17 protein-coding genes and 1 tRNA gene are annotated in these 20990 nt (G+C 69.4%); 11 read left to right on the top strand and 7 right to left on the bottom strand.

Going from position 1 to position 20990, the window contains the following annotated elements; genetic code table 11:
* Positions 1-6: 6 nt before the first annotated feature.
* From ACQPXM_RS36280 to ACQPXM_RS36255, 6 genes are read left to right on the top strand one after another with little or no spacing between them, the layout of a single operon-like run.
* A complete protein-coding gene (locus ACQPXM_RS36280; RefSeq protein ID WP_432942510.1) occupies positions 7-1305 on the top strand; it encodes an ABC transporter substrate-binding protein in 1299 nt (432 codons plus the stop codon).
* Positions 1305-2234 carry a carbohydrate ABC transporter permease gene (locus ACQPXM_RS36275; protein ID WP_432942509.1) on the top strand — a complete coding sequence of 310 codons (930 nt, stop codon included), beginning with the start codon at positions 1305-1307 and terminating at the stop codon, positions 2232-2234. Before ACQPXM_RS36280 ends, ACQPXM_RS36275 begins: the two co-directional genes overlap by 1 nt.
* Positions 2227-3051, top strand: coding sequence for a carbohydrate ABC transporter permease (locus ACQPXM_RS36270; RefSeq protein WP_432942508.1), 825 nt, complete (start codon positions 2227-2229; stop codon positions 3049-3051). Before ACQPXM_RS36275 ends, ACQPXM_RS36270 begins: the two co-directional genes overlap by 8 nt.
* 14 nt (positions 3052-3065) lie before the next feature.
* Complete coding sequence (locus ACQPXM_RS36265; protein ID WP_432942507.1) at positions 3066-4439, top strand: hypothetical protein; 1374 nt, start codon at positions 3066-3068, stop codon at positions 4437-4439.
* 22 nt (positions 4440-4461) lie between these two features.
* Positions 4462-5337 (top strand): MurR/RpiR family transcriptional regulator, encoded by an 876-nt coding sequence (locus ACQPXM_RS36260; RefSeq protein ID WP_432942506.1) that lies wholly within the window; start codon positions 4462-4464, stop codon positions 5335-5337.
* Positions 5338-5348: 11 nt separating this feature from the next.
* Positions 5349-7565 carry an FAD-dependent oxidoreductase gene (locus tag ACQPXM_RS36255; protein WP_432942505.1) on the top strand — a complete coding sequence of 739 codons (2217 nt, stop codon included), beginning with the start codon at positions 5349-5351 and terminating at the stop codon, positions 7563-7565.
* Positions 7566-7654: 89 nt separating this feature from the next.
* Here ACQPXM_RS36255 and ACQPXM_RS36250 read toward each other — a convergent pair whose 3' ends face one another.
* Positions 7655-9007: a hypothetical protein gene (locus ACQPXM_RS36250; protein ID WP_432942504.1), complete on the bottom strand. Its 1353-nt coding sequence runs from the start codon at positions 9005-9007 to the stop codon at positions 7655-7657.
* Between the two features lie 109 nt (positions 9008-9116).
* Positions 9117-9626, bottom strand: coding sequence for a hypothetical protein (locus ACQPXM_RS36245; RefSeq protein WP_432942503.1), 510 nt, complete (start codon positions 9624-9626; stop codon positions 9117-9119).
* Positions 9627-9661: 35 nt separating this feature from the next.
* On the opposite strand from ACQPXM_RS36245, the gene ACQPXM_RS36240 reads away from it, so the two are divergent.
* Complete coding sequence (locus ACQPXM_RS36240) at positions 9662-10114, top strand: hypothetical protein (RefSeq protein WP_432942502.1); 453 nt, start codon at positions 9662-9664, stop codon at positions 10112-10114.
* A 332-nt stretch (positions 10115-10446) separates the two neighbouring features.
* Positions 10447-11622 (top strand): VOC family protein, encoded by a 1176-nt coding sequence (locus tag ACQPXM_RS36235; RefSeq protein ID WP_432942501.1) that lies wholly within the window; start codon positions 10447-10449, stop codon positions 11620-11622.
* Positions 11623-13981: 2359 nt separating this feature from the next.
* On the opposite strand, the gene ACQPXM_RS36230 is transcribed toward ACQPXM_RS36235, so the two are convergent.
* The 5 genes from ACQPXM_RS36230 to ACQPXM_RS36210 form a co-directional block, all read right to left on the bottom strand.
* Positions 13982-15355 (bottom strand): TrpB-like pyridoxal phosphate-dependent enzyme, encoded by a 1374-nt coding sequence (locus ACQPXM_RS36230; RefSeq protein ID WP_432942500.1) that lies wholly within the window; start codon positions 15353-15355, stop codon positions 13982-13984.
* Positions 15356-15502: 147 nt separating this feature from the next.
* A complete protein-coding gene (locus ACQPXM_RS36225; protein ID WP_432942499.1) occupies positions 15503-16072 on the bottom strand; it encodes a hemerythrin domain-containing protein in 570 nt (189 codons plus the stop codon).
* A gap of 68 nt (positions 16073-16140) precedes the next feature.
* The gene (locus ACQPXM_RS36220) at positions 16141-16731 is read right to left on the bottom strand and encodes a histidine phosphatase family protein (RefSeq protein ID WP_432942498.1); all 591 of its coding nucleotides are present in this window, start codon (positions 16729-16731) and stop codon (positions 16141-16143) included.
* Complete coding sequence (locus tag ACQPXM_RS36215) at positions 16732-17787, bottom strand: adenosine deaminase (RefSeq protein WP_432942497.1); 1056 nt, start codon at positions 17785-17787, stop codon at positions 16732-16734. It lies immediately after the preceding gene.
* Positions 17788-17893: 106 nt separating this feature from the next.
* Entirely contained in the window at positions 17894-19087 is a 1194-nt protein-coding gene (locus tag ACQPXM_RS36210; RefSeq protein WP_432942496.1) for a pyridoxal phosphate-dependent aminotransferase, read from the bottom strand.
* 290 nt (positions 19088-19377) lie between these two features.
* Between ACQPXM_RS36210 and ACQPXM_RS36205 the strand changes: the two genes are divergently transcribed.
* From ACQPXM_RS36205 to nusG, 3 genes are all read left to right on the top strand, one after another.
* Positions 19378-19450: transfer RNA gene (locus ACQPXM_RS36205), tRNA-Trp, on the top strand.
* A gap of 55 nt (positions 19451-19505) precedes the next feature.
* Positions 19506-19748, top strand: a complete 243-nt coding sequence (gene secE / locus ACQPXM_RS36200; protein WP_020388149.1) for a preprotein translocase subunit SecE — start codon at positions 19506-19508, stop codon at positions 19746-19748.
* A 537-nt stretch (positions 19749-20285) separates the two neighbouring features.
* A complete protein-coding gene (nusG, locus tag ACQPXM_RS36195) occupies positions 20286-20987 on the top strand; it encodes a transcription termination/antitermination protein NusG (protein ID WP_432951152.1) in 702 nt (233 codons plus the stop codon).
* The last annotated feature ends 3 nt before the right edge of the window (positions 20988-20990 follow it).

The following is a 20990-nucleotide window of genomic DNA, read 5'->3' as shown; positions in this document are numbered from 1 at the left end:
GTGAGGATGCGGAACGAGGTGTCCCGGCGTGGGTTTCTGGCCGGGATGGCGGCGGTGGGGGCCGCTGCCGTGGTGCCCGGGTGCTCGTCCGGGAGCGGTACGACGTCGAACGTGCTGCAGGTCTGGGGCGGGGTGCCGGCGGCGTCGGGGCCGCAGAAGGTGGTCGACGCGTTCCAGCGCAAGTTCCCGCAGTACCGGGTGAACTACACCCGGTTCGTGAACGACGACCGGGGCAATCTCAAGCTCGACACCGCGCTGCAGGGCGGGGTCGACATCGACGTCTACTTCACCTACGCGCAGGCCAACCTCGCGCTGCGGGCCGGGTCCGGACTGGCAGCGGACCTGACCGACCGGGTGGCGGCCGATCCCGATCTGAAGGTGTTCCTGGACACCGACCAGCCGCGGGCCTTTCTCGACGGCGGGCGGATCAAGGCGCTGGCCACCGCGCGCGAGCCGTACTTCGTGCTGTTCAACGACAAGTTGCGCGAGCGGGCCGGGGTCGAGTTGCCGCACGCGTGGACGATCGAGCAGTTCCGCGCGACCGCCCGGAAGCTGACCACCGCGGGAACCTACGGCTGCTACACGATTCCCGATGTCGCCCGGATCAAGCTCGGCCCCAACTACTGGTACGACGGCGATCGCTCGAACTTCGGCGATCCGCACTTCGAGCAGGCGTTCAGGCTCGGCCGGGAGATGATCGCCGAGGGGTCCGCCTTTCCCTGGCGCGAGGTGCTGGCCCGCCACCTCGACGCCTACCAGCAGAACTCGTTCCTCACCGAGGAGTTCCACCTCTGGTCGACCGCGCCGTTCAACCTGCGCTACCTGTACGACGCGAAGAAGTACCCGCACGACTTCAAGGTCTCCTTCGCCCCGCCGCCGACCGTCGACGGCGGCGACTGGAACGGCGGCTCGTACAACAACTTCGTGATGGTCAACCCGAAGTCCCCGAAGGCCGACGCCGCCTGGGAGTTCGTGAAGTTCTGGCTGACCGAGGGCTCCGGCCCGATGCTGGCCGGCGGCAAGCTGCCGACGCTCGGCAACGTCACCGACGACCAGGTGATCACCGGCGTGCTCGGCAAGGAGCCGGACAAGTACTTCGACGTCGACTCGTTCCGCCGGGTCGTGCTCGGCACCGAGCCGAAGCTGGCCACCGACACCCGGCTGGCCGGTTTCCCCGAGATCAACCTCGCCTACGGCCAGCAGCGCGACCTGTGCTGGCTGGGCGAGAAGGACCCCGGCCCCGCGATCCGTGACGTCCGGCGACTGGCCGACGCCGCGATCGCCCGTACCGAGAGGAGCTCGTGATGACCACGGCCACTGTCGCCGCGGCGCCCGCGGTCCGGACCGAGAAGGCGCCCGGGATCAGCCCGCGCGGCTGGATCGGCTTCCTGTTCGTCGCCCCCAACCTGCTCGGCGTGGTCGCGTTCACGCTGATCCCGCTGATCAGCGTCGTCCTGCTCGCCTTCACCGACTGGAACCTGGTCTCCGGCTTCAGCGGCATCAGCTTCGCCGGTCTGGACAACTTCGTCGCGATCGCCAAGGACCCCGGCTTCTGGAACGCCGTCGGCCTGACCCTGGTGTACGTCGGGGTGAGCGTGCCGCTGACCGTCGTACTGGGGCTGGCGCTCGGCATCGCCCTGAACCGTCCGTTGCCCGGTCGGGCGATCCTGCGGGCGATCTTCTTCCTGCCCTACATCGTCAACACGGTCGCGATCGGGATGACCTGGCTGATGCTGATGAACCCGCGGGCCGGGCTGGTCAACCAGGTGCTCGGGATCTTCGGGATCGAGCCCGGCTGGTTCGCCTCGTCGCACTGGGCGTTGCCCGCGCTGATCGTGATGGCGGTCTGGGGCGGCGTCGGCTACTGCTCGCTGATCTACCTGTCGGCGTTGCAGGACGCACCGAAGCAGTTGTACGAAGCGGCCGACATCGACGGCGCCGGGCGGTGGGCGAAGTTCCGCACGATCACCTGGCCATCGTTGCTTCCGACAACCATCTTCCTGCTGGTCACGCTGATCATCGGGGCGTCGCAGGGCTTCGGCCTGATCGCGCTGATCACCGCCGGCGGTCCGGGCGACTCGACCACCACGATCTCGTACTACATGTACCAGACCGGCTTCCAGTTCTACCGGTTCGGCTACGCCTCGGCGATCGGCCTGGTGACCTTCGCCGGCGTCCTGGTGCTGACGTTGCTGACCTGGCGGGCCCAGCGAGGGAGGGCGCTCAATGACTAGCAAGGCGGCCAAGTGGTACTGGGGGATCCCGTTGTGGATCCTGGCGCTGGTGTTCCTCGCGCCGTTCGCGTGGATGCTGTCGACCGCGCTGAAGGCGGACGTGGACGCGTACAAGATCCCGATGCAGTGGATCCCCGACCCGTTCCAGTGGGACAACTTCAAGACCGTGCTGGTGGGCGAGTCCTCGGTGCTGCCGGCGTTCGGCCGGTCGGTGTTCGTCGCCGTCCTGAGGGTCGCCGGTGAGCTGCTGACCGCGACGATGGCCGGTTACGCGTTCGCCCGGATGTCGTTCAAGGGCCGGGACAAGCTGTTCCTGGTGTACCTGGCCACGGCGATCATCCCGGTCCAGCTGCTGCTGGTGCCCCGGTTCATCTACTTCCAGAAGCTCGGCCTGTACGACACGCTGTGGGCGCTGATCCTGCCCGGCATGTTCACCGTGCTCGGCACGTTCCTGATGCGCCAGTTCTTCGTCAGCCAGCCGGCCGAGTTCGCCGAGGCGGCCCGGATGGATGGCGCGAACGAATGGCAGATCTTCCACCGGATCTACCTGCCGCTGGCCACGCCGGTGATCAGCGCGCTCGGCATCCTCGCGTTCGTCTGGTCCTGGAACGACTACGAAACCCCGCTGGTGCTGATCAGCACCCCCGAGAACTACACACTGCCGCTCGGCCTGACCGATTTCGTCGACGAGCAGGGCTCGATCGCGCCCGGTCTGACGATGGCCGCCTCGGTGGTCTCGATCGTGCCGGTCCTGCTGGTGTTCGTCCTGCTGCAACGCCGCTTCATCGCCGCGATGACCCATACGGGCATCAAGTAAAGGAGTACGTCGTCGTGAACGTCTCAGGTGTTTTCCCGGAGCTGGCGCAGGTCGGCGACTTCGGCCCGCCGCGCAGCGAGCTGGGCGTCGGCTCGCTGATGCCGTGGAACGGGAAGCTCTACGTCCAGAACTACAACTCGCACAAGGCACACAGCGGAGCAGGGGTCAGCCTGCGCCGGATCGAACCGGACCTGACGATGGAGATCGTGCCGGAGACGCTCGGCGTCGACGGCACCTACACCAACCGGTTCGTGCACTTCCCGACCTCGCAGCTGGTGCTCGGCCCGCACGTGATCGACCGTGAGCACAAGATCACCACGATTCCCGCGCTGACCCCGCACCGGGTCTGCGGGACCTCGCGGCACCTGAGCAAACCCGACACCCACGTCTACGTGCTGGCGATGGAGGGCGAGGTGTTCGAGCTCGACCTCACGACGTACGAGTGCGTCCAGGTCTTCGACCTCAACGACGAGCTCGGCACCGACGGCGAGATGAAGGTGCACTACAAGGACTGCTACACCAGCTTCGGCCGGCTGGTGGTCTGCTCCAACGAGTACGAGGAAGCCGACTGGGACGGGCGTCAGGCGCGCGGCCGGCTCGCCGAGTACGACGGCCACACGTGGCGGATCCTGGCCCGCAAGCCGTTCACCGCGATCGGCGGCCGGCACGAGTTCGGCGGCACGATCTTCGCCTCCGGCTGGGACCAGGCCTCGGCGATCCTCGAGGTGTTCACCGACGCCGACCAGCAGTGGACGCGCTACCGGTTGCCGAAGGCGTCGCACACCTTCGACCACAAGTGGCAGACCGAGTGGCCGCGGATCCGCGAGGTCGAGCACGAGCGGCTGATGCTCGACCACCACGGCATGTTCTACGAGCTGTCGCCGTGGGCGTACGGCGGCCGGATCTGGGGCGTCCGGCCGATCTCGACCCACCTGTGGGTGCTCGGCGACTTCTGCTCCTGGCGCGGCATGTTCGTGGCGGGCGCGGACAACGCGTCGCCCAGCCACGGGCTGAACCCGACGACGGCCGAGCCGCAGTCCGGGCTGTGGTTCGGCAAGACCGACGACCTGTGGAACTTCGGCAAGCCCGCGGGCTGGGGTGGTCCCTGGTGGGAGACGCCGGTCGAGGCCGGGGTCCCATCGGATCCGTACCTGATGACCGGTTTCGACAACAAGTGCCTGCACCTGGAGAACCTCGGCGACACTGCGATCACCGTGACGCTCGAGATCGACTTCCACGGGCACGGGCGGTTCGGTGCGTCGGAGTCGTTCACCGTCGAGCCCGGCACGATCCACACCCACGTCTTCCCGCCCGGCTTCAGCGCGCACTGGGTGCGCGTCGTCAGCGACACCGACGGCGTCGCCAGTGCCCAGTTCGTCTATACGTGATGACCGCGGAATGGGAAACGACGTGGACAGAGCTGACACACCGAGCCCGCTGCAACTGGTGAAGCGGGCCCTGCCCGAGCTGAACGGCGCGATGCTGCGGGTCGCCGAGCACATCCTGGCGAACCCGGACGACGTCGCGCGCGGGTCGATCACCAAGCTGGCCGAGGCCGCGCAGACCTCGGCGGCGACGGTGTCCAGGCTGTCCACCCACCTCGGCTTCGCCGGCTATCCCGCGCTGCGGGCCGCGCTGGCGATGGAGGTCGGCCGCGGCCTGGAAGCCGGCTGGGCCAGCGACATCGGCCTCGCGATCGGCCCGGCCGACCCGCCCGAGCAGGTGCTCAACGTGCTGGCCAGCACCCAGGCCAACGCGCTGCGCAACGCGCTCGCGTCGATCGACCTGGCCGCCGCCACCCGCGTCGCCGACGCGATCGCGGGCGCCCGGCGTACTCACATCTACGGGGAGTGGGGCGACGCGATCCCCGCCCGTGAGCTGTACATCCGGCTGCTCCGGATCGGCATCCCGGTCTGGTTCTTCGACGGGCCCCAGTCGGCGCAGATCGCCGGTGGGCTGCTCGGACCGGGCGACGTCGGGCTCGTCGTCACCCGGTCGGGCACCGACGGGACGACGCTCGACTTCGTCCGGCGCGCGACCGCCCAGGGCGCGCTGTCGGTCGCGATCACCGGCGTCGCCGACTCACCGGTCGGGCGGCTGGCCGACGTCGCCTTCGACACCGGTACGCCGGTCGGCGGCACCTGGACCGAGTTCTTCGCCGGTCGGGCCAGCGACACGTTGACCGCCGGGCTGCTGTTCGTCCTGGTCGCCCAGCGCGTGCCCGACCACCTGACCGCCAACCACCCGAACGGACCGGGACAACCGGTCGTCCATCCCGACACCTGAAAGGTGGCTGCATGCAGCAGCTCGACGTCCACACCGATCTGACCGTCGTCGGCGGTGGTCTCGCCGGAGTCTGTGCCGCGATCGGCGCCGCCCGGCAGGGCTGCACGGTCGCCTTGGTGCAGAACCGGCCCGTGCTCGGCGGCAACTCCTCCAGCGAGATCCGGGTCTGGGTCTGCGGCGCGACCGCGCACGGCGTCCAGCACTTCGCCCGGGAGACCGGGATCATGGGCGAGCTGTTCGTCGAGAACCAGTACCGCAATCCCGAGGGCAACCCGTACTACTGGGACCTGGTCGTGCTCGAGGCCGTCAAGGCCGAGCCGAACATCCGGCTGTTCCTGAACACCGACGTCCGCACGGTCGCCGCCGACGACGGCGAGATCCGCTCGGTGACCGGCTGGCAGATGGGCTCGGAGAAGGAGATCACCTTCCACAGCCCCGCGTACGCCGACTGCTCCGGCGACGGACTGATCGGTTTCCTGGCCGGCGCCGAGTTCATGACCGGGCGCGAGCCGCGGTCGGCGTACGGCGAGTCGTGGGCGCCGGAGGTGCCGGACGGCAACACGCTCGGCAGCACGATCCTGTTCTACACCAAGGACGCCGGCGAGCCGGTCCGGTTCGTGCCGCCGTCGTTCGCGAAGGACATCAGCACCACCTCGATCCCGGAACGGCGGATCATCCGGACCGACGCGTACGGGTGCGCGTACTGGTGGATCGAGTGGGGTGGCGAACTCGACGTCGTCGACGACAACGAGCGGATCCGCGACGAACTGCAGGCGGCGGTCTACGGGATCTGGGACCACATCAAGAACTCGGGCCGCTTCGACGCCGACCATCTGACGCTGGAGTGGATCGGCGCGGTGCCGGGCAAGCGGGAGTACCGGCGGTTCGTCGGCGACTACGTGCTCACGCAGCACGACGTACTCGGGCAGACCGAGTTCGACGACCGGGTCGCCTTCGGGGGCTGGTCGATCGACCTGCATCCGCCCGGCGGCATGTACGCCACCGAGCGCGGGTCGAAGCACTGGCACCCGGACGGGAACTACCACATCCCGCTGCGCACGCTGTACTCCCGCAACGTCCGCAACCTGTGGATGGCCGGGCGGAACATCTCCGCCACCCACGTCGCCTTCGGCACCACGCGGGTGATGGCGACCTGCGCCGTCCTCGGTGAGGCGGCGGGGACCGCGGCGGCTGTTGCCTTGAGCAATGGGTTGACACCGCGGGAGCTGACCACTGAACGGTTCGACCTGGTCCGCGATGCTTTGCAGCGGGCTGACGCGTCGGTGCTCGGGGTTGTGGACTCCGATCCGGCCAACCTGGCGTTGGGCGCGTCGGCCACGGCTTCGTCGACGTTGCACCGCCTGGCGGTCGAGGTGTCGGACGGGACCCTGCCGCTGGCCGCCGATGTCGCGATGGTGCTTCCGGTCGATCCCGCGCTCGACGGTTTGGAACTGCTTGTCGACTCGTGCGAGGCGACATCGTTGACGGTCGAGCTGCACGACCCGCTGAAGCCTCAGAACTACTTGCCGCTGGCCCGTCTTGCCGGCTGCGAGGTCGAGCTGCCGGCCGGCGAGAAGCGCTGGGTTTCCGTGCCGCTGTCGTGGCGGCCTGACCAGCCGGGCAATGTCTTGGTCGTGCTGAAGGCGAATCCCGCGGTCTCGGTGCACACGTCGGCTGCCGCGCTTCCCGGCACGATTTGCTTCTCGCATCGCGAGCCTGATCCGGACGAGCAGTACACCGAGCAGTTTCGCTCGTGGAAACACATCCTTCCGCGCGGAGGCTTGTGCTATCGGGTCGTGGGCGACACCTCGGCGTACTCGCCGTCGCAGGTGATTGGCGGTTACTCCCGGCCGTACGGCGGGCCGCAGCTTTGGTCGTCCGAGGATCTGGCGTGGGATCCGGCGCCTCGCCTCGAGCTCACGTGGTCCGAGCCGGTCGAGGTCGCGGAGGTTGTTGTCATCCTGGACGACGACGTCGAGGAGGACCTGATCAACCTGCACCACCATCGGACGCCGTACGAGGTGCTGCCTACGCTGCTGCGGGACTATCGGCTCGAGGGCCGGAGTCCGGACGGTGAGTGGTGGCACGTTGCCACTGTCGAGGGGAACCGTCGTCGTCGGCAGGTGCATCGGTTGCCCCGGCCGGCTGTGCTGGATGCGCTTCGGCTGACGGTGAGCGCGACCAATGGAGCGCCGCGGGCTCATGTGGTGTCCGTTCGGGCGTACTAGTCAGCGCGGGCGCGCGTTGGTCGGGGGTGAGCGTGGCGACCGGTCCGTTCACCGCCGAGGCGCGTTGGTGGGCGACGGCGCGCCGCCGGTCAGGCTGACTTGGCGGCCGCGGGCGCGGCTCGCCGGCGGCGGGAGCGGTGGCGTGGGGCGGCCTTGCGGATGAACTCGCGGGCGGCGACCTGGATCTCGGCGGCGACCGGTTCGCTGGTGTAGCGCTCGGTGCGGGTCATCGCACCGACCTCGCTCATCCGGTGGATCAGCGGTCGCACCCGGAACTCGGCCGGAGTGTCGATGACGCTGGTCAGCGCCGCCAGGGCGCCGTCGAGCTGGCCGAGCTCCAGGTGGGCCTTGACCTGCTGGAGGCGGACCATCCGCTCCGCGCCCGGATTGCGGTGGGCAGGTGGGGCCTGCTCGAACTCGGCCATGCTGTGCTCGGCGTGCTCGAGTGTCTTGCCGGCCCGGCCGAGCGCGAGGTGGGCGTCGGACCACAGGCCCTCCGCGCGCGCCGGCGTACAGAGCAGGGGGCCGGCCAGCTCGTACTCGCCGTACCGCTCGGGCATGCGCTGCGCTGTGGTCAGTGCGGTCCGGGCCTGGTCGATCCGGCCGGTCCGGGCCAGGTCGACGGCCAGGGCGCTGGCCAGGAACAGCCGCGACGAGCCGGTCGCGTACTGCAGGCCGGACTCGGCATACTCGGCGGCGCGGGAGAAGTCGTCCTGCCAGAACGCGGCGGTGTGCTGGGTGGCGCGCACCCAGGCCCGCAGGTCGGCGTGGTCGGCCGCTTCGGCGCAGGCCCACGCCGTCCGGGTGTGGTTCTCGGCGAGGTCGGGGCGGCCGAGGTCGACCGACATCCAGCCGAGCATGATCAACGCCCAGCCGGCCGCGGTGTAGAGCTCCCGGCTCTGCCCGGGCGACTGCCTCCCGGTCAGCAGCCGGAAGGCCCGGTCGCGCACCGACCGGCTGCGCAGGAACAGGTCCTTGGTCGGCATCCGCAGGTACTCCTGGCAGACCCGGTGGATGTCGGCGTGCAGCTGCTCCACGGTGAGGTCGCCGACGTTCGACTCCTCGGCGACGCTCAGCATGGTGGCCGACTCGTCGCCGGCCTCGACCAGCACCCGCTCCAGCCCGAGCACGGCGGACGCGCTCAGGTCGAGCTCGGCCGGCCCGATCCGGCCGCCGCCGGGGGAGAAGCCCAATTCGTTGTCAGTGGCAACCTTCAGCACGTGCCGCAGCCCCGACCGGTACGCCGCGCCCGGCCAGCGCACGACGCCGCGCTCCAGCTTCGCGATGTAGTGCCCGTCCAGGTCGTACTCGACCCCGGTGGTCTCCCACAGCCACGCGCACACCGCCTCCGCGAGCTCGGCCCTGGACATGTGCTCGCCCGGCGCGCGCCGCGACGGCGTCCGCTCGCGGGCATCCCGCAACAACCCGTTCACCTCCGACATGTCCGTCACTGTAGGAGTGCGAACACGCGCGGTGACCACGAAAACCGCCGCTGTGGATGAACTGCCCCGTGATGCCCCGAGATGCCCCACTGATCTGCCCCACGCAGGGTCAGCGGCCGCGTCTCCACCAGGGTTTCGGCTGCTTCGGGACGGCGGCCAGCCAGCTGGGCGGGATCTGCCAGCGCTTGGCTTCCAGGGTCGCGAAGTACTGGTCCTTCAGGCTCTCCGGCAGCCAGTACGTCGCGCGATGGTGGTTGACCACTTCGAAGTACGTCGTACTGCGGGCCCGGGCCCAGACCGTTGCCGCCGACGAGCAGTAGGCGAGCCGGGTGTAGTCCCACCGGGCCTGGTCGTCGTCCAGGTCGAACCGTCGTTCGTGCACCGTGAACGGGCCCCACTTCTCCGGCGGCCGTCGCGCGGACTGCTCGATCAGGCCCTGGACCAGTGCCCGGTCGTCGGTCATCTCGTCCGGCAGCAGCAACCGCCGCGGATCGAGCACCGCCTCGACACCCCACGGCCCCGCCACCTGGAGGAACGTCTCCAGCAACGCGAACCCGACCTCGGCCCGCTCGAACCCGTTCAACTCGGCCCGCAACGTGGTGACCGCTTCCTCCGGCACGCTTCCCACCCTAGCGGGCTGGGTACCGCGTGGTCATGAACGACGACGCACAGGCATCCCCCCGGCCGCGACCCGAAGGAGTCGACGACGACGCGACCGTACTGGCGGTCGGCCGGCTCACCCACGCCCTGGAAACGGTGAACCGCGCCCGCGGCTACCTGTACGGCTTCCACGAACTCACCGGCCGCGCGGACAACGAACTCGACGACGTCGTCCAGCGCTTCCGCGACGCCGGCCACGACGAGTTCGCGGACAAGATCGAACGCGAACTGCTCGGCCGCAACGTGATCGACAACCGCTGGACCTTCCAGATCGTCGACGACTACGACACCGGCTACTACGCCCTGTTCACCGAACTCGAGCAAAAGGCCCGCGACGACTTCTGCGGCGGCGTCCGCCACCTCCGCGAAGCCGAAATGAAACGCGACCGCCGAACCCCGGGTCTGCCGGGCCACGAGCTCAAACCTGACCGCGACCACCCGAAATAGGCCGCTTTTCCAGCACCATCCGCAGCGGGAGAATCCGGCGGGGCAGACAGGGGCACGCACGTTCGGCGCACCCATTCCCCGCACTTCTGACGGCTGATTGGGGACAGGCAGAGAACCTGGCGAGCCGAGTCCGGTGGTGCCGATCGGGCCCCAGGCGACGCTTCGAGGCCGGTCATCACCGCCCCCGACCAGCGCCGCAGGCGGTCGCCCCCGGCGGCAACGCGCGACTGTGGACAAGAATCGCCTCGATCAAGCCGAGCGCTTCCGCCCGCACGTCCGCCACGTCACCATCCGGAAGGACATCGTCCGGAATCGGCCCTACAGTGCCGGGTATGACCGAGATCGGAACGGATTGGCGGGTCGTCGATGGCCTGACGACGGCATGGTTCGACGCGCCTTCGCTGATCGCGGGGGCTGCGCTGGCCGGGCGGATCGTGGAGCTGTCGGCGGAGATCTTGGTCGACCTGCGTGCGACGGGCCTACGGGTGCGCCTCGACTCGGCCGAGCACGCCCAGGCAGTGTCGGCGGCCGCGCGGGATCTCGGACTGCCGGCGAACCCTGCCGCTCTGCAGCACCTGAGCGTGGTCTTCGAATCCGCGAACCCCTCCGAGGTGAGGCAGTTCTGGCAGCGCGTCCTCGACTACGCGCCTACCGAGGACGGCGGCCTGACGGATCCTCTGCGGCGCGACCCCGCGCTCCGGATCCGGCAGTCGACCGAGCCACGGCCGCTGCGAAACCGCATCCACCTCGACGTGGTGCGCCCGTCCGCGGCGGTCGAGCAGGCCGCTCTCGGTGAGGCGTTCGGACCGTTCGGTGTCTGCCACACCGACCCCGACGGCAACGAAGTCGACCTGGTGCCAGGCGATGCGCTCGGCCAGAGCGCCGAGACAGCCGACTGGCAGGCAGTCTTCAGCGCGATGGCGTGCTACCGCGTCACCTCACCGACGCAGCAACGCGACCTGGCCGCCGCAGCAGCCACGCTGGCCAACGATACGGGCTTCCCACTGCTGGTCGACCTGCGCCCCGGCCTGGTGATCATCGACAGCGGCAAGGACCAGTGGGAGTCCGACGCCCACGGCCTCGACCTCAACTTCACCGACCTCGCCGAACACCTCCAGACCGCAGCCCGCGACCTCGGAGCCACCGCCGATCCGGCACTGCCGCGCTTCACCCAACTCTTCCTCGACGCCGCCGACGTCCCCGCACTCCGCACGTTCTGGCTCACCGCACTCGGCTACACCCCCGACCGACGAACCGGCGCCAGCGACATCCACGATCCAAGGCGCCTGAACCCCGTGCTGCTCTTCCAGGAGCTCGACGCCTCAGACACGGAACGACGCCGCCAACGCAACCGCATCCACTTCGAACTAGCCGTGCCCTCAAACCTCGCACAAACCCGAGTCACCACAACCATCGCAGCCGGCGGCCAACTCCTCGACCAGTCGAACGACCGCTGGCGACTCACCGACCCCGAAGGCAACGAACTGGTGATCGTCAGCGGACCATGAGCTCGCGTTCGACCGAACCTCGTGCGCCCGAGCCTTGCGTTCGTCAGAACCTCATGCGCGGCTGAAGTCACGGCCGAGCCTCGCGTTCGGCGTTTCCCGTCAACGAGTGATCTCTACCCCAACCAGCCGAACACACGCGGCGTGTAGGCCAGGCACGCCACGCTCGAACGCGAGGGACCACGCGCCGTACAAGCAGGGGACCCTCGCGCAGGTGGTGTTCAGTTACGCCTCGAAGCACTACCTGTTCGACTCAACGCGCACCGCCGCGAACTGCCCCCCGTGTACGCGGTCCTGCGCAATCTGCTGACCACGCGCCGCACAACGCCAGGAACCCCGCGCCGCACACGACGACGATGGTCGGCCGACGACTCGGCTCGGGGTGACGCCACCGTCACCGCCGCGATCGACAGTGGCGCGCGGAGCCTCGCCGCGCAGGGCGCGCAGTACGTGGTCTAGCGAGCTTGGCAACCCGGGTGACACAGCGGCCGAGCAAGAGGCTGACCCCGCCGCTGGACGCGTCTGTTCGGCCGGTCGCGCCCCACCCCCAACCCCAAGCCATGCTGGCGGACAGACCGTCACCGGCCGGCCTCCTGCGTCGTGTTGGAACGCGCCACCACGTCGCGAACCCAATGCGCGGACATGCACCACTCACCAACCTGCGCGCACGCGGGTCGAGCCAGCCGTCCCGCGCCTGCGCATATGTGATGGCGGACAGTTGATGAGTGCTGCACGTCCGCTCGGCCGACGAGAGTTGGTCGACGCCGGTCGCGCCCGCCCGGCGACAGCTTGTCGACCCGGTTGATCCCGCAATCCTGCAGACGGTACGCGTCTCGTTTGTCTCGTTGTGGGCGGTTGCCGACCTCCACCACCGAGCAATCTATTCCCGCGTGGTTGCCTCGAGCCGGTGTGCGCCTGTCGAGGTGGGTCGGGTGAGAGTTGGTCGGTGCTGGAGGTCTGCCCACTCAGCAGCTGACGCTCGTCCGCCGATCGACGTCGCGATCCCGGCCGCGAGGCTATCCGGGCAACGCCGCGGTCCCTGCCCTCCCGGCCGCGCCGCCGCCCCGGCGCCGTCGCAAAGCCGATGAGCGGACGTGCACCACTCACCAACCTGCGTCGACGCGAGTCGAGCCAGTCGTCCCGCGCCTGCGCAGAGGTGTTGGCGCACGGTTGGTGAGTGCTGCACGTCCGCCCGTCTGGCGATAGCTTGTCGTCGCGCCTGCGCTCGCCTGGCGAGAGCGTGTTCGGGGCGCTCGTCGGCCGAAGGCTTGGTGCTCCGGTCGACCGCGCAGTCCCGTTCCATCCACAGATGTCGACCAGCGCGGAGAGCCACTCTCCGCTAACCAGCCCGGATCGTCGACCGAATCCGGGCCCGCAGCGAGGTGCGTGCCGTCGGCACATGTCTCGTCACGTGGTGGGCGGTTGGCCGACCTCCATCACCGAGCAACCTGTGCCTGCATGGCTGCATCTAGCCGGCGTGCGCCGGCCGCGGCGGCGCGGGTGATGGTTGGTCGGTGCCTGAAGTCTGCCGGCTCACCCGCTCGGTTGCTCACCCGGCCGCGCTCGTCCGCAGACAGTTTGCTGCCCTGGTCGAGCGCGCAATCCTGCCGTCTGTACGTGTCTCGTCAGGTCGTGGACGGTTGGCCGACCTCCACCACCGAGCAACCTGTGCCTGTATGGCTGCATCGAGTCGATGTGCGCCGGCCGAGGCGGGTCGGGTGATGGTTGGTCGGTGGTGGAGGTCTGCCCGCTCACCGAGTCGCATTCCTCCGCCGATCGACGCGGCCATCCCGGCCATGCGGCTATCCCGGTGAACGCCGCCGTCCCGGTGAACGCGGCTGTCCCGGTGAACGCGGCTGTCCCGGGCGAATGCGGCCGTCCCGGCACACCGCCCGGCAGCAGCCGGCTGCCGAGGCGACCGGGCCGCTGGAACCGGGCCGGCAAGTTGGATCCTCGCGGCGGGTGGAGGAAAGCCTGGATGGCCGAACCGTTGGGGAGTTCGCCTGACCGCTGCACCCGTCTCGCTGAACGCTTCCGTTGGAGCACTCGCTGATCCGCCCGCTGGACGCGTCGGCGGGAGCACTCGCTGATCCGCCCGCTGGACGTGCAGGCGGGAGCACTCGCTGATCCGCCCGCTGGACGTGCAGGCGGGAGCACTCGCTGATCCGCCCGCTGGACGTGCAGGCGGGAGCACTCGCTGATCCGCCCGCTGGACGTGCAGGCGGGAGCACTCGCTGATCCGCCCGCTGGACGCGCAGGCGGGAGCGCCCGCTGGGCGCGCCGTTAGAGCGCCCGACGACCTGGACGCGCCGTTGGACCGCCCGACGGGTCCGCCCGCCGGGCCTCGCGTGGTCGGGGTTCGTCAGTTGACGGCGGGGAGTTTTTCCAACGCGGCGGCTACCGCGGCTTGGAGGTCGGCGTCGTTCCAGGCTCGGTCGGTGATGGTGCCGGAGAGGTAGGAGTCGTAGGCGGCCAGGTCGAGGTGGCCGTGGCCGCAGAGGGCGGTGAGGATTACCTTTTCCTCGCCGGATTCCTTGCAGCGTTGGGCTTCGTCGATGGTGGCGGCCAGGGCGTGGGTGGGTTCGGGGGCGGGGACGATGCCTTCGGTGCGGGCGAACAGGACGCCGGCGGCGAAGCATTCGGACTGGGGTTTGGCGATCGCTTCGATCTCGCCGGTTTCGTACAGGTGGCTGATCAGCGGGCTCATGCCGTGGTAGCGCAGGCCGCCGGCGTGGATCGGGTCGGGCACGAAGTCGTGGCCGAGGGTGTGCATCTTCATCAGCGGGGTCATGCCGAGGGTGTCGCCGAAGTCGTACGCGTACGTGCCCTGGGTCAGGGTCGGGCACGCCTCGGGCTCGACCGCGCGGACGACCGGGGACTGCAGGCCGGCCCACTTCTCGCGCAGGAACGGGAACGCCAGGCCGCCGAAGTTCGAGCCGCCGCCGGTGCAGCCGACGATCAGGTCGGGGTTCTCGCCGACCATCGCGAGCTGCATCAGCGCTTCCTCGCCGATGATCGTCTGGTGCAGCAACACGTGGTTCAGCACTGAGCCGAGCGCGTAGTGCACGGACTCGTCCTGCACGGCCATCTCGACCGCCTCGCTGATCGCGATACCGAGCGAGCCGGTGGAGTCCGGGTTCTCGGCCAGGATCTTGCGGCCGGCCTCGGTCAGGTCGGACGGGCTCGGGTGCACGGTCGCGCCGAACACCTCCATCATCGTGCGCCGGTACGGCTTCTGGTCGTACGACGCCCGGACCTGCCACACCTCGCACTCCAGCCCGTACTGCGCGCAGGCGAACGCCAGCGCCGTGCCCCACTGGCCGGCGCCGGTCTCGGTGGTCAGCTTCCGGATCCCGGCCTTGGCGTTGTAGTACGCCTGCGGGACGGCCGTGTTCGGCTTGTGCGAACCGGCGGGGGAGACGCCTTCGTACTTGTAGTAGATCCGGGCCGGCGTATCGAGCGCCTTCTCCAGCCGGTGCGCCCGGTACAGCGGGCTCGGCCGCCAGAGCCGGTACACGTCGAGCACCTCACCAGGGATGTCGACGTACTGGTCCTGCGACACCTCCTGCAGGATCAGGTCCATCGGGAACAACGGCGCCAGGTCCTCCGGCCCGACCGGCTGGCCGGTCCCCGGATGCAGCACGGCCGGTGGGGGCGTCGGCAGATCGTGCAGCACGTTGTACCACCGGGTGGGCAGCTCGTCCTCGGGCAACAGGATCTTCGTCGGCGTCGTCATGCAGCAAAGCTAGGCCCGCGCAGGGTTCCCGGCAATGCACCGCTGAGGAACTCAGAGCGCACTTTCCACGCACTTTCCCGGACGGCGACGGCGACCGCGCGGCGCACGCGGCCGCCACCACCTCGCCACCACCTCATCACCACGGCGTCAGGTCGACCGCCCGGTGAGCCGATCACGCAGCCGATCCACCAGTCCCACCCCAGGCCCGACGAGCTTGTGGAACAGCGCCGCGTTCGGAGCCCCCGGATGCGGTCGCGTCGGAGCAGCCTTCTTCGCCGCCTCGACCTTGTCCTTCAAGCTGATCAGTCGATCCGTCGGGATGTTGGCCCGCAGCAACGGGAACTGCTCGCCCTCCTCGTCCCGGACGTGATCGCTCAGCACGTCCCGCAGTTCGGCGACGGTTTCCATGAACTGCGGATCCTCGGCGTCCAGCCCCTCCAGCCGCTTCATCAGTACCTCGAGTTCGTGGTGCTCCTGCTTGTCGTGCTCGACCGCTTCCTCGCCGTTCGGCAGGTGCTCACGCATCTCCGGGTAGACGAACATCTCCTCGGCCACCGCGTGCCGGACCAGCTCGGCGATCAGCTGGTCGGCCGTTTCCCGCCGCTCCGCGGGTTCGGTGGTCGCGGTGAGCTGCGCGACGAGCTGTTCGAACTCCCGGTGGTCCGCGGCCAGGACGTCGATCACGTCGTGTCCGGCACCGGTCTGGCTGGTGTCCATCGTCTTCTCCTCCGCAGGTGACGGTTGGGCCCCTCGGTACCCGCCCCAGCAGCCAGTACGCCGAACGCTCAGCCGAGCTCCGCACTCCGCAGACGCCCGATGGTCCCGTCCCCGTTCACCACGTAAATCACGTCGGAAGGCTGGTCGCGACCCAACGCCACCGCCGAGCTCAGACCGGTGAGCTGCTTCGCCAGCATTCGCCCGATCATCTCGTGCGAGACCAGCAGCGGCCGGCGCGAGCCGCTCCGAGCGACGGCGTCCAGCGCTCGCCCGGCACGCCGGTCGGCATCCTCGTAGCTCTCGCCGCCAGGAAACCGATAGGTGTACTTCGCCCGCTCCCGCACAGCACGCTGCCCCGGCCAGCCCGTGCCGATCTCCGCGGAGGTGAGCCCGGACCACTCGCCATGGTCCACCTCAGCCAGATCGTCGAGCACCTGGACCGGAAGCTCCCCAGCAAGAATCTCGGCAGTACGCCGAGCACGCCCCAGCGGACTGGCGAAGACAGCATCCACCCGATGATCGCCGAGCAGAGCCGCGTTCCGCCGCGCCTGGAGCAGCCCGTACGGCGTCAGCGGTGAGTCCAGTCGCCCCTGCTTGCGCCCGGCCACGTTCCACTCCGTCTGACCGTGGCGCGCCAGGTAGACGGCCTCGAACAGCAACTAGTACGCCGGAGCCGGCGCAGGTGTCGCGGAAGCCTGGTCCACGCCGAGCCAGTGGTCGATATCCGCCAGCAGAATCTTCTGTACGGCGTCCGGCGCGGTCGAGGCGAGCACCGAGCCGCGCGCCAGGTCGGCGATCTCCTCGTCGGTGAAGCTGTGGACCGAGCGAGCGGTCTCGTACTGCTCGGCGAGTCGCGAGCCGAAGAGCAGCGGGTCGTCGGCGCCGAGCGCGATCCGCGCGCCCGCGTCGTACAGCTGGCGGAGCGGGACGTCCTCGGCGCGCTGGTAGACGCCGAGCGAGACGTTGGACGCAGGGCAGACCTCGAGCGCGACCTGCGCGTCGACCAGTCGTTTCAGCAGCTCCGGGTCCTCGACGGAGCGGACGCCGTGGCCGATGCGGCCCGCGCCAAGCTCGTCCAGGCAGGTGCGGACGGTGGCTGGGCCGCAGAGCTCGCCGCCGTGCGGGGCCGCGAGCAGCCCGGCGTTGCGGGCGATGCGGAAGGCCGGGGCGAACTCCGACGTGGTGCCGCGCCGCTCGTCGTTGGACAGGCCGAAGCCGACCACGCCGCGGCCGACGTACTGGGAGGCGAGCCGGGCCAGCGTGCGTGCGTCGAGCGGGTGCCGGGTGCGGTTGGCGGCGATCACCACCTGCACCTCGATGCCGGTGGCGGCGGCCGCGTCGCGGGCGGCGTCCAGGACCAGGTCGGTGAACTCGGTGATGCCGCGGAAGCGGTTCGCGTAGCCGGACGGGTCGACCTGGATCTCCAGCCAGCGGGAGCCGTCCGCTGCGTCGTCCTCGGCGGCCTCACGGACCAGGCGCCGTACGTCGTCCTCGGTGCGCAGCACGGACCGGGCGATGTCGTACAGCCGCTGGAACCGGAACCAGCCGCGCTCGTCGGCTGCGGACAGGTCCGGCGGCCAGTCGGTCCGCAGCGCGTCGGGCAGCCGGACCCCGTGCTTGTCGGCGAGCTCGACCAGCGTGAGGTGCCGCATCGACCCGGAGAAGTGCAGATGCAGGTGGGCTTTCGGGAGAAGCCGCAGGTCGCGTGGCGCCATCACAGAAGGTTACCGACCTTCACCCCGGCGCCGGAAACCGGGCGGTCCCCGGAGCGCGGAACGGCCCGCCGGAAGCGATCCGGCGGGCCGTCGTACGAGCAGTTGATCAGCCGAGCAGCTTGGCGATCCGCGAGACGCCCTCGGTCAGGTCGTCGTCGCCGAGCGCGTAGGACAGCCGCAGGTAGCCGGGGGCGCCGAACGCCTCACCCGGTACGACGGCCACTTCGGCCTCGTCCAGGATGATCTCGGCCAGCTCCGCCGAGGTGGTCGGGGTGCGGCCGTTGATCTCCTTGCCGAGCACGCCCTTCACCGACGGGTAGGCGTAGAACGCGCCGGTCGGCTCCGGGCACTCGATGCCGGGGATCTCGTTCAGCATCGACACCATCAGCTTGCGGCGCCGGTCGAACGCGACCTTCATCTCGTCCACCGCGCTCAGGTCGCCGGTCAGCGCGGCGATCGCGGCCCGCTGGGCGACGTTGTTCACGTTCGAGGTCTGGTGCGACTGCAGGTTGGTCGCGGCCTTGATGACGTCCTTCGGGCCGATCATCCAGCCGACCCGCCAGCCGGTCATCGCGTACGTCTTGGCGACGCCGTTCAGCACGACAGTCCGGTCGGCGATCTCGGGCACGGCCACCGGCAGCGAGGTGAACTTGGTGTCGCCGTAGGTCAGGTGCTCGTAGATCTCGTCGGTGATCACCCAGATGCCGTGCTCCAGCGCCCAGCGGCCGATCGCCTCGATCGCCTCCGGGGTGTCCACCGCGCCGGTCGGGTTCGACGGGGAGCAGAACAGCAGCGCCTTGGTCTTGTCCGTCCGGGCCGCCTCCAGCTGCTCGACGGTGACCAGGTAGTTCTGGCTCTCGTCGGCCAGCACCTCGACCGGGACGCCCCCGGCCAGCTGGATGGTCTCCGGGTACGTCGTCCAGTACGGCGCCGGCAGCAGCACCTCGTCGCCCGGGTCGAGCAGGGTCGCGAAGGTGTTGTAGACCGCGTGCTTGCCGCCGTTGGTCACCAGGACCTGGGCCGCCTCGATCTCGTAGCCGGAATCCCGCTTGGTCTTCTCGACGATCGCCTGCTTGAGCTCGGGCAGACCACCGGCCGGGCTGTAGCGGTGGTTCTTCGGATCGCGGGCGGCCTCGACGGCCGCCTCGACGATGTAGTCGGGCGTCGGGAAGTCCGGTTCGCCGGCGCCGAAGCCGATCACCGGGCGACCGGCCGCCTTGAGCGCCTTGGCCTTGGCGTCGACCGCCAGGGTGGCCGACTCGGAGATTGCACCAATCCGTGCAGAGATGCGGGAAGCCATGACCCCATCCTGGCACCACCGGGCGCGCGGTGACATCTCGGTATCGGTTGGTGACACCGGCACCGCCCGGAGCAGGGAACGATCGCGGGGTGGGTGGCGTTTGTACCCGGTGAAGGCTGTATGGTTCTGCTCGCGGTACGGCGCCCGGCGGGGGTCGTGGCGGGGAGGGCCTCAGTTCGACCAGGTGGCTTCCACCCCGTACACTCTTCTAGTCCGGGCGTAGATGGCCCTGATCCGGCATGCCCTGAAGGATGTGGATCGAGGTCAGCGGCGTCCGGGAGAGATTGCAGAGGGCACTAGCTCAACTGGCAGAGCATCGGTCTCCAAAACCGAAGGTTGGGGGTTCAAGTCCCTCGTGCCCTGCAACTCCTGACCGGCGCAGGGCCGGTCAGGCCGCCGCTAGCGAAAGAGGTAGGTCGTGACGGAGACGCGCACCCCGGCACCGTCCGGCGCCGGTAAGCCTGCGGAAAGCAAGTCGGGCAACCGGCTGCTGCGGTTCTACCGCCAGGTGGTCGCCGAGCTCCGCAAGGTCGTCTGGCCGACGCGCAAGCAGCTCTCCACCTACTTCGTGGTCGTGCTGACCTTCGTGGTGTTCGTCATCGCGATCGTGTCCGTGCTCGACCTGGCCTTCGGCTGGGCGATGTTCAAGATCTTCGGCTGACGTTCCCGCCGAGGCGATCCACCGGCCGAGCGGTCGAGCCCGAGCTGACCGCCACAGACAACACCCGATGCACAGATGACGGAGTACAACGTGTCCGAGCGTGACGACGAGGTCCTCGACTTCGAGGACGACTTCGACTTGTCCGCTGTCGCCGACGACGATGACGACGTCGAGCTGGATCTGGATCTCGACCTGGACCTCGACGACGACGATGACGAGGTCGTGATCGCCGATGACGACGACGACCCGTTCGTCGACGTCGCCGCCGAGACCGAGTACGCCGCCGACGACGAGGCCGAGGACGGCACCGCCGACGAGGACGACTCCGACGACGAGCCGGTCGTGATCGTGGCGGCGGCCAACACCGCCGAGGACGACGAGGTGGTCACCACCGCCGACGTCGAGGACGCCACCGACGAGCTCGCGGCCGAGACCGCCGAGACCGCTCCGGACGACACCGAGGAGCCGGCCGGCACCGACGAGGTCGTCTTCAGCTCCGCCGACGACGACGACGAGGACGAGGCCGACGACGCGGACATGGACGCCTTCGCGGCGACCGCCGCCGCCTCCGCCGCCACGGACGACGACGAGGCCGAAGAGGCCGAGCCGGAGGAGCCGGGCGACCCGCTGGAGGAGCTGCGCGCCACGCTGCGCTCGCAGATCGGCGACTGGTACGTGGTGCACACGTACTCGGGGATGGAGAACCGGGTCAAGTCCAACCTGGAGAACCGGATCACCTCCCTGAACATGGAGGACTACATCTTCGAGATCGTCGTGCCGACCGAAGAGGTCGCCGAGATCAAGAACGGGCAGCGCCGGATGGTGAAGCGCACCGTGCTCCCCGGCTACGTGCTGGTCCGGATGGACCTGACCGACGAGTCCTGGTCGACCGTGCGGCACACGCCGTCGGTGACCGGCTTCGTCGGCAACAGCCAAAAGCCCGTACCGCTCAGCCTCGAAGAGGTCGAGAAGATGCTCGCTCCGGCCGTCGTGGCGGCGGCCGAGGCGGCGGCAGCCGAGACGGGTGCCGCACCCACCAAGACCGCGGCCAAGAAGAAGGTCGAGGTCGCCGACTTCGGTGTGGGCGACTCGGTCATGGTGGTCGACGGGCCGTTCGCGACCCTGCACGCCACGATCACGGAGATCAATGCCGACGCCCAGCGGATCAAGGCGCTGGTGGAGATCTTCGGCCGGGAAACCCCGGTGGAACTCAGCTTCAGCCAGATCCAGAAAGTCTAAGGA

The sequence above is a fragment of the Kribbella sp. CA-253562 genome (assembly GCF_050942265.1).
Taxonomy (GTDB): Bacteria; Actinomycetota; Actinomycetes; order Propionibacteriales; family Kribbellaceae; genus Kribbella.
This window is presented reverse-complemented; position numbering and strand designations above follow the sequence as displayed.

What these genes read in the sequence shown, in the direction of transcription:
- ACQPXM_RS36280 (WP_432942510.1), top strand. Translation starts at nt 7, where the DNA reads ATGCGGAACGAGGTGTCCCGGCGTGGGTTTCTGGCCGGGATGGCGGCG.
- ACQPXM_RS36275 (WP_432942509.1), top strand. Translation starts at nt 1,305, where the DNA reads ATGACCACGGCCACTGTCGCCGCGGCGCCCGCGGTCCGGACCGAGAAG.
- ACQPXM_RS36270 (WP_432942508.1), top strand. Translation starts at nt 2,227, where the DNA reads ATGACTAGCAAGGCGGCCAAGTGGTACTGGGGGATCCCGTTGTGGATC.
- ACQPXM_RS36255 (WP_432942505.1), top strand. Translation starts at nt 5,349, where the DNA reads ATGCAGCAGCTCGACGTCCACACCGATCTGACCGTCGTCGGCGGTGGT.
- ACQPXM_RS36250 (WP_432942504.1), bottom strand. Translation starts at nt 9,007, where the DNA reads ATGTCGGAGGTGAACGGGTTGTTGCGGGATGCCCGCGAGCGGACGCCG.
- ACQPXM_RS36240 (WP_432942502.1), top strand. Translation starts at nt 9,662, where the DNA reads ATGAACGACGACGCACAGGCATCCCCCCGGCCGCGACCCGAAGGAGTC.
- ACQPXM_RS36235 (WP_432942501.1), top strand. Translation starts at nt 10,447, where the DNA reads ATGACCGAGATCGGAACGGATTGGCGGGTCGTCGATGGCCTGACGACG.
- ACQPXM_RS36230 (WP_432942500.1), bottom strand. Translation starts at nt 15,355, where the DNA reads ATGACGACGCCGACGAAGATCCTGTTGCCCGAGGACGAGCTGCCCACC.
- ACQPXM_RS36225 (WP_432942499.1), bottom strand. Translation starts at nt 16,072, where the DNA reads ATGGACACCAGCCAGACCGGTGCCGGACACGACGTGATCGACGTCCTG.
- ACQPXM_RS36215 (WP_432942497.1), bottom strand. Translation starts at nt 17,787, where the DNA reads ATGGCGCCACGCGACCTGCGGCTTCTCCCGAAAGCCCACCTGCATCTG.
- ACQPXM_RS36210 (WP_432942496.1), bottom strand. Translation starts at nt 19,087, where the DNA reads ATGGCTTCCCGCATCTCTGCACGGATTGGTGCAATCTCCGAGTCGGCC.
- nusG (WP_432951152.1), top strand. Translation starts at nt 20,286, where the DNA reads ATGGACGCCTTCGCGGCGACCGCCGCCGCCTCCGCCGCCACGGACGAC.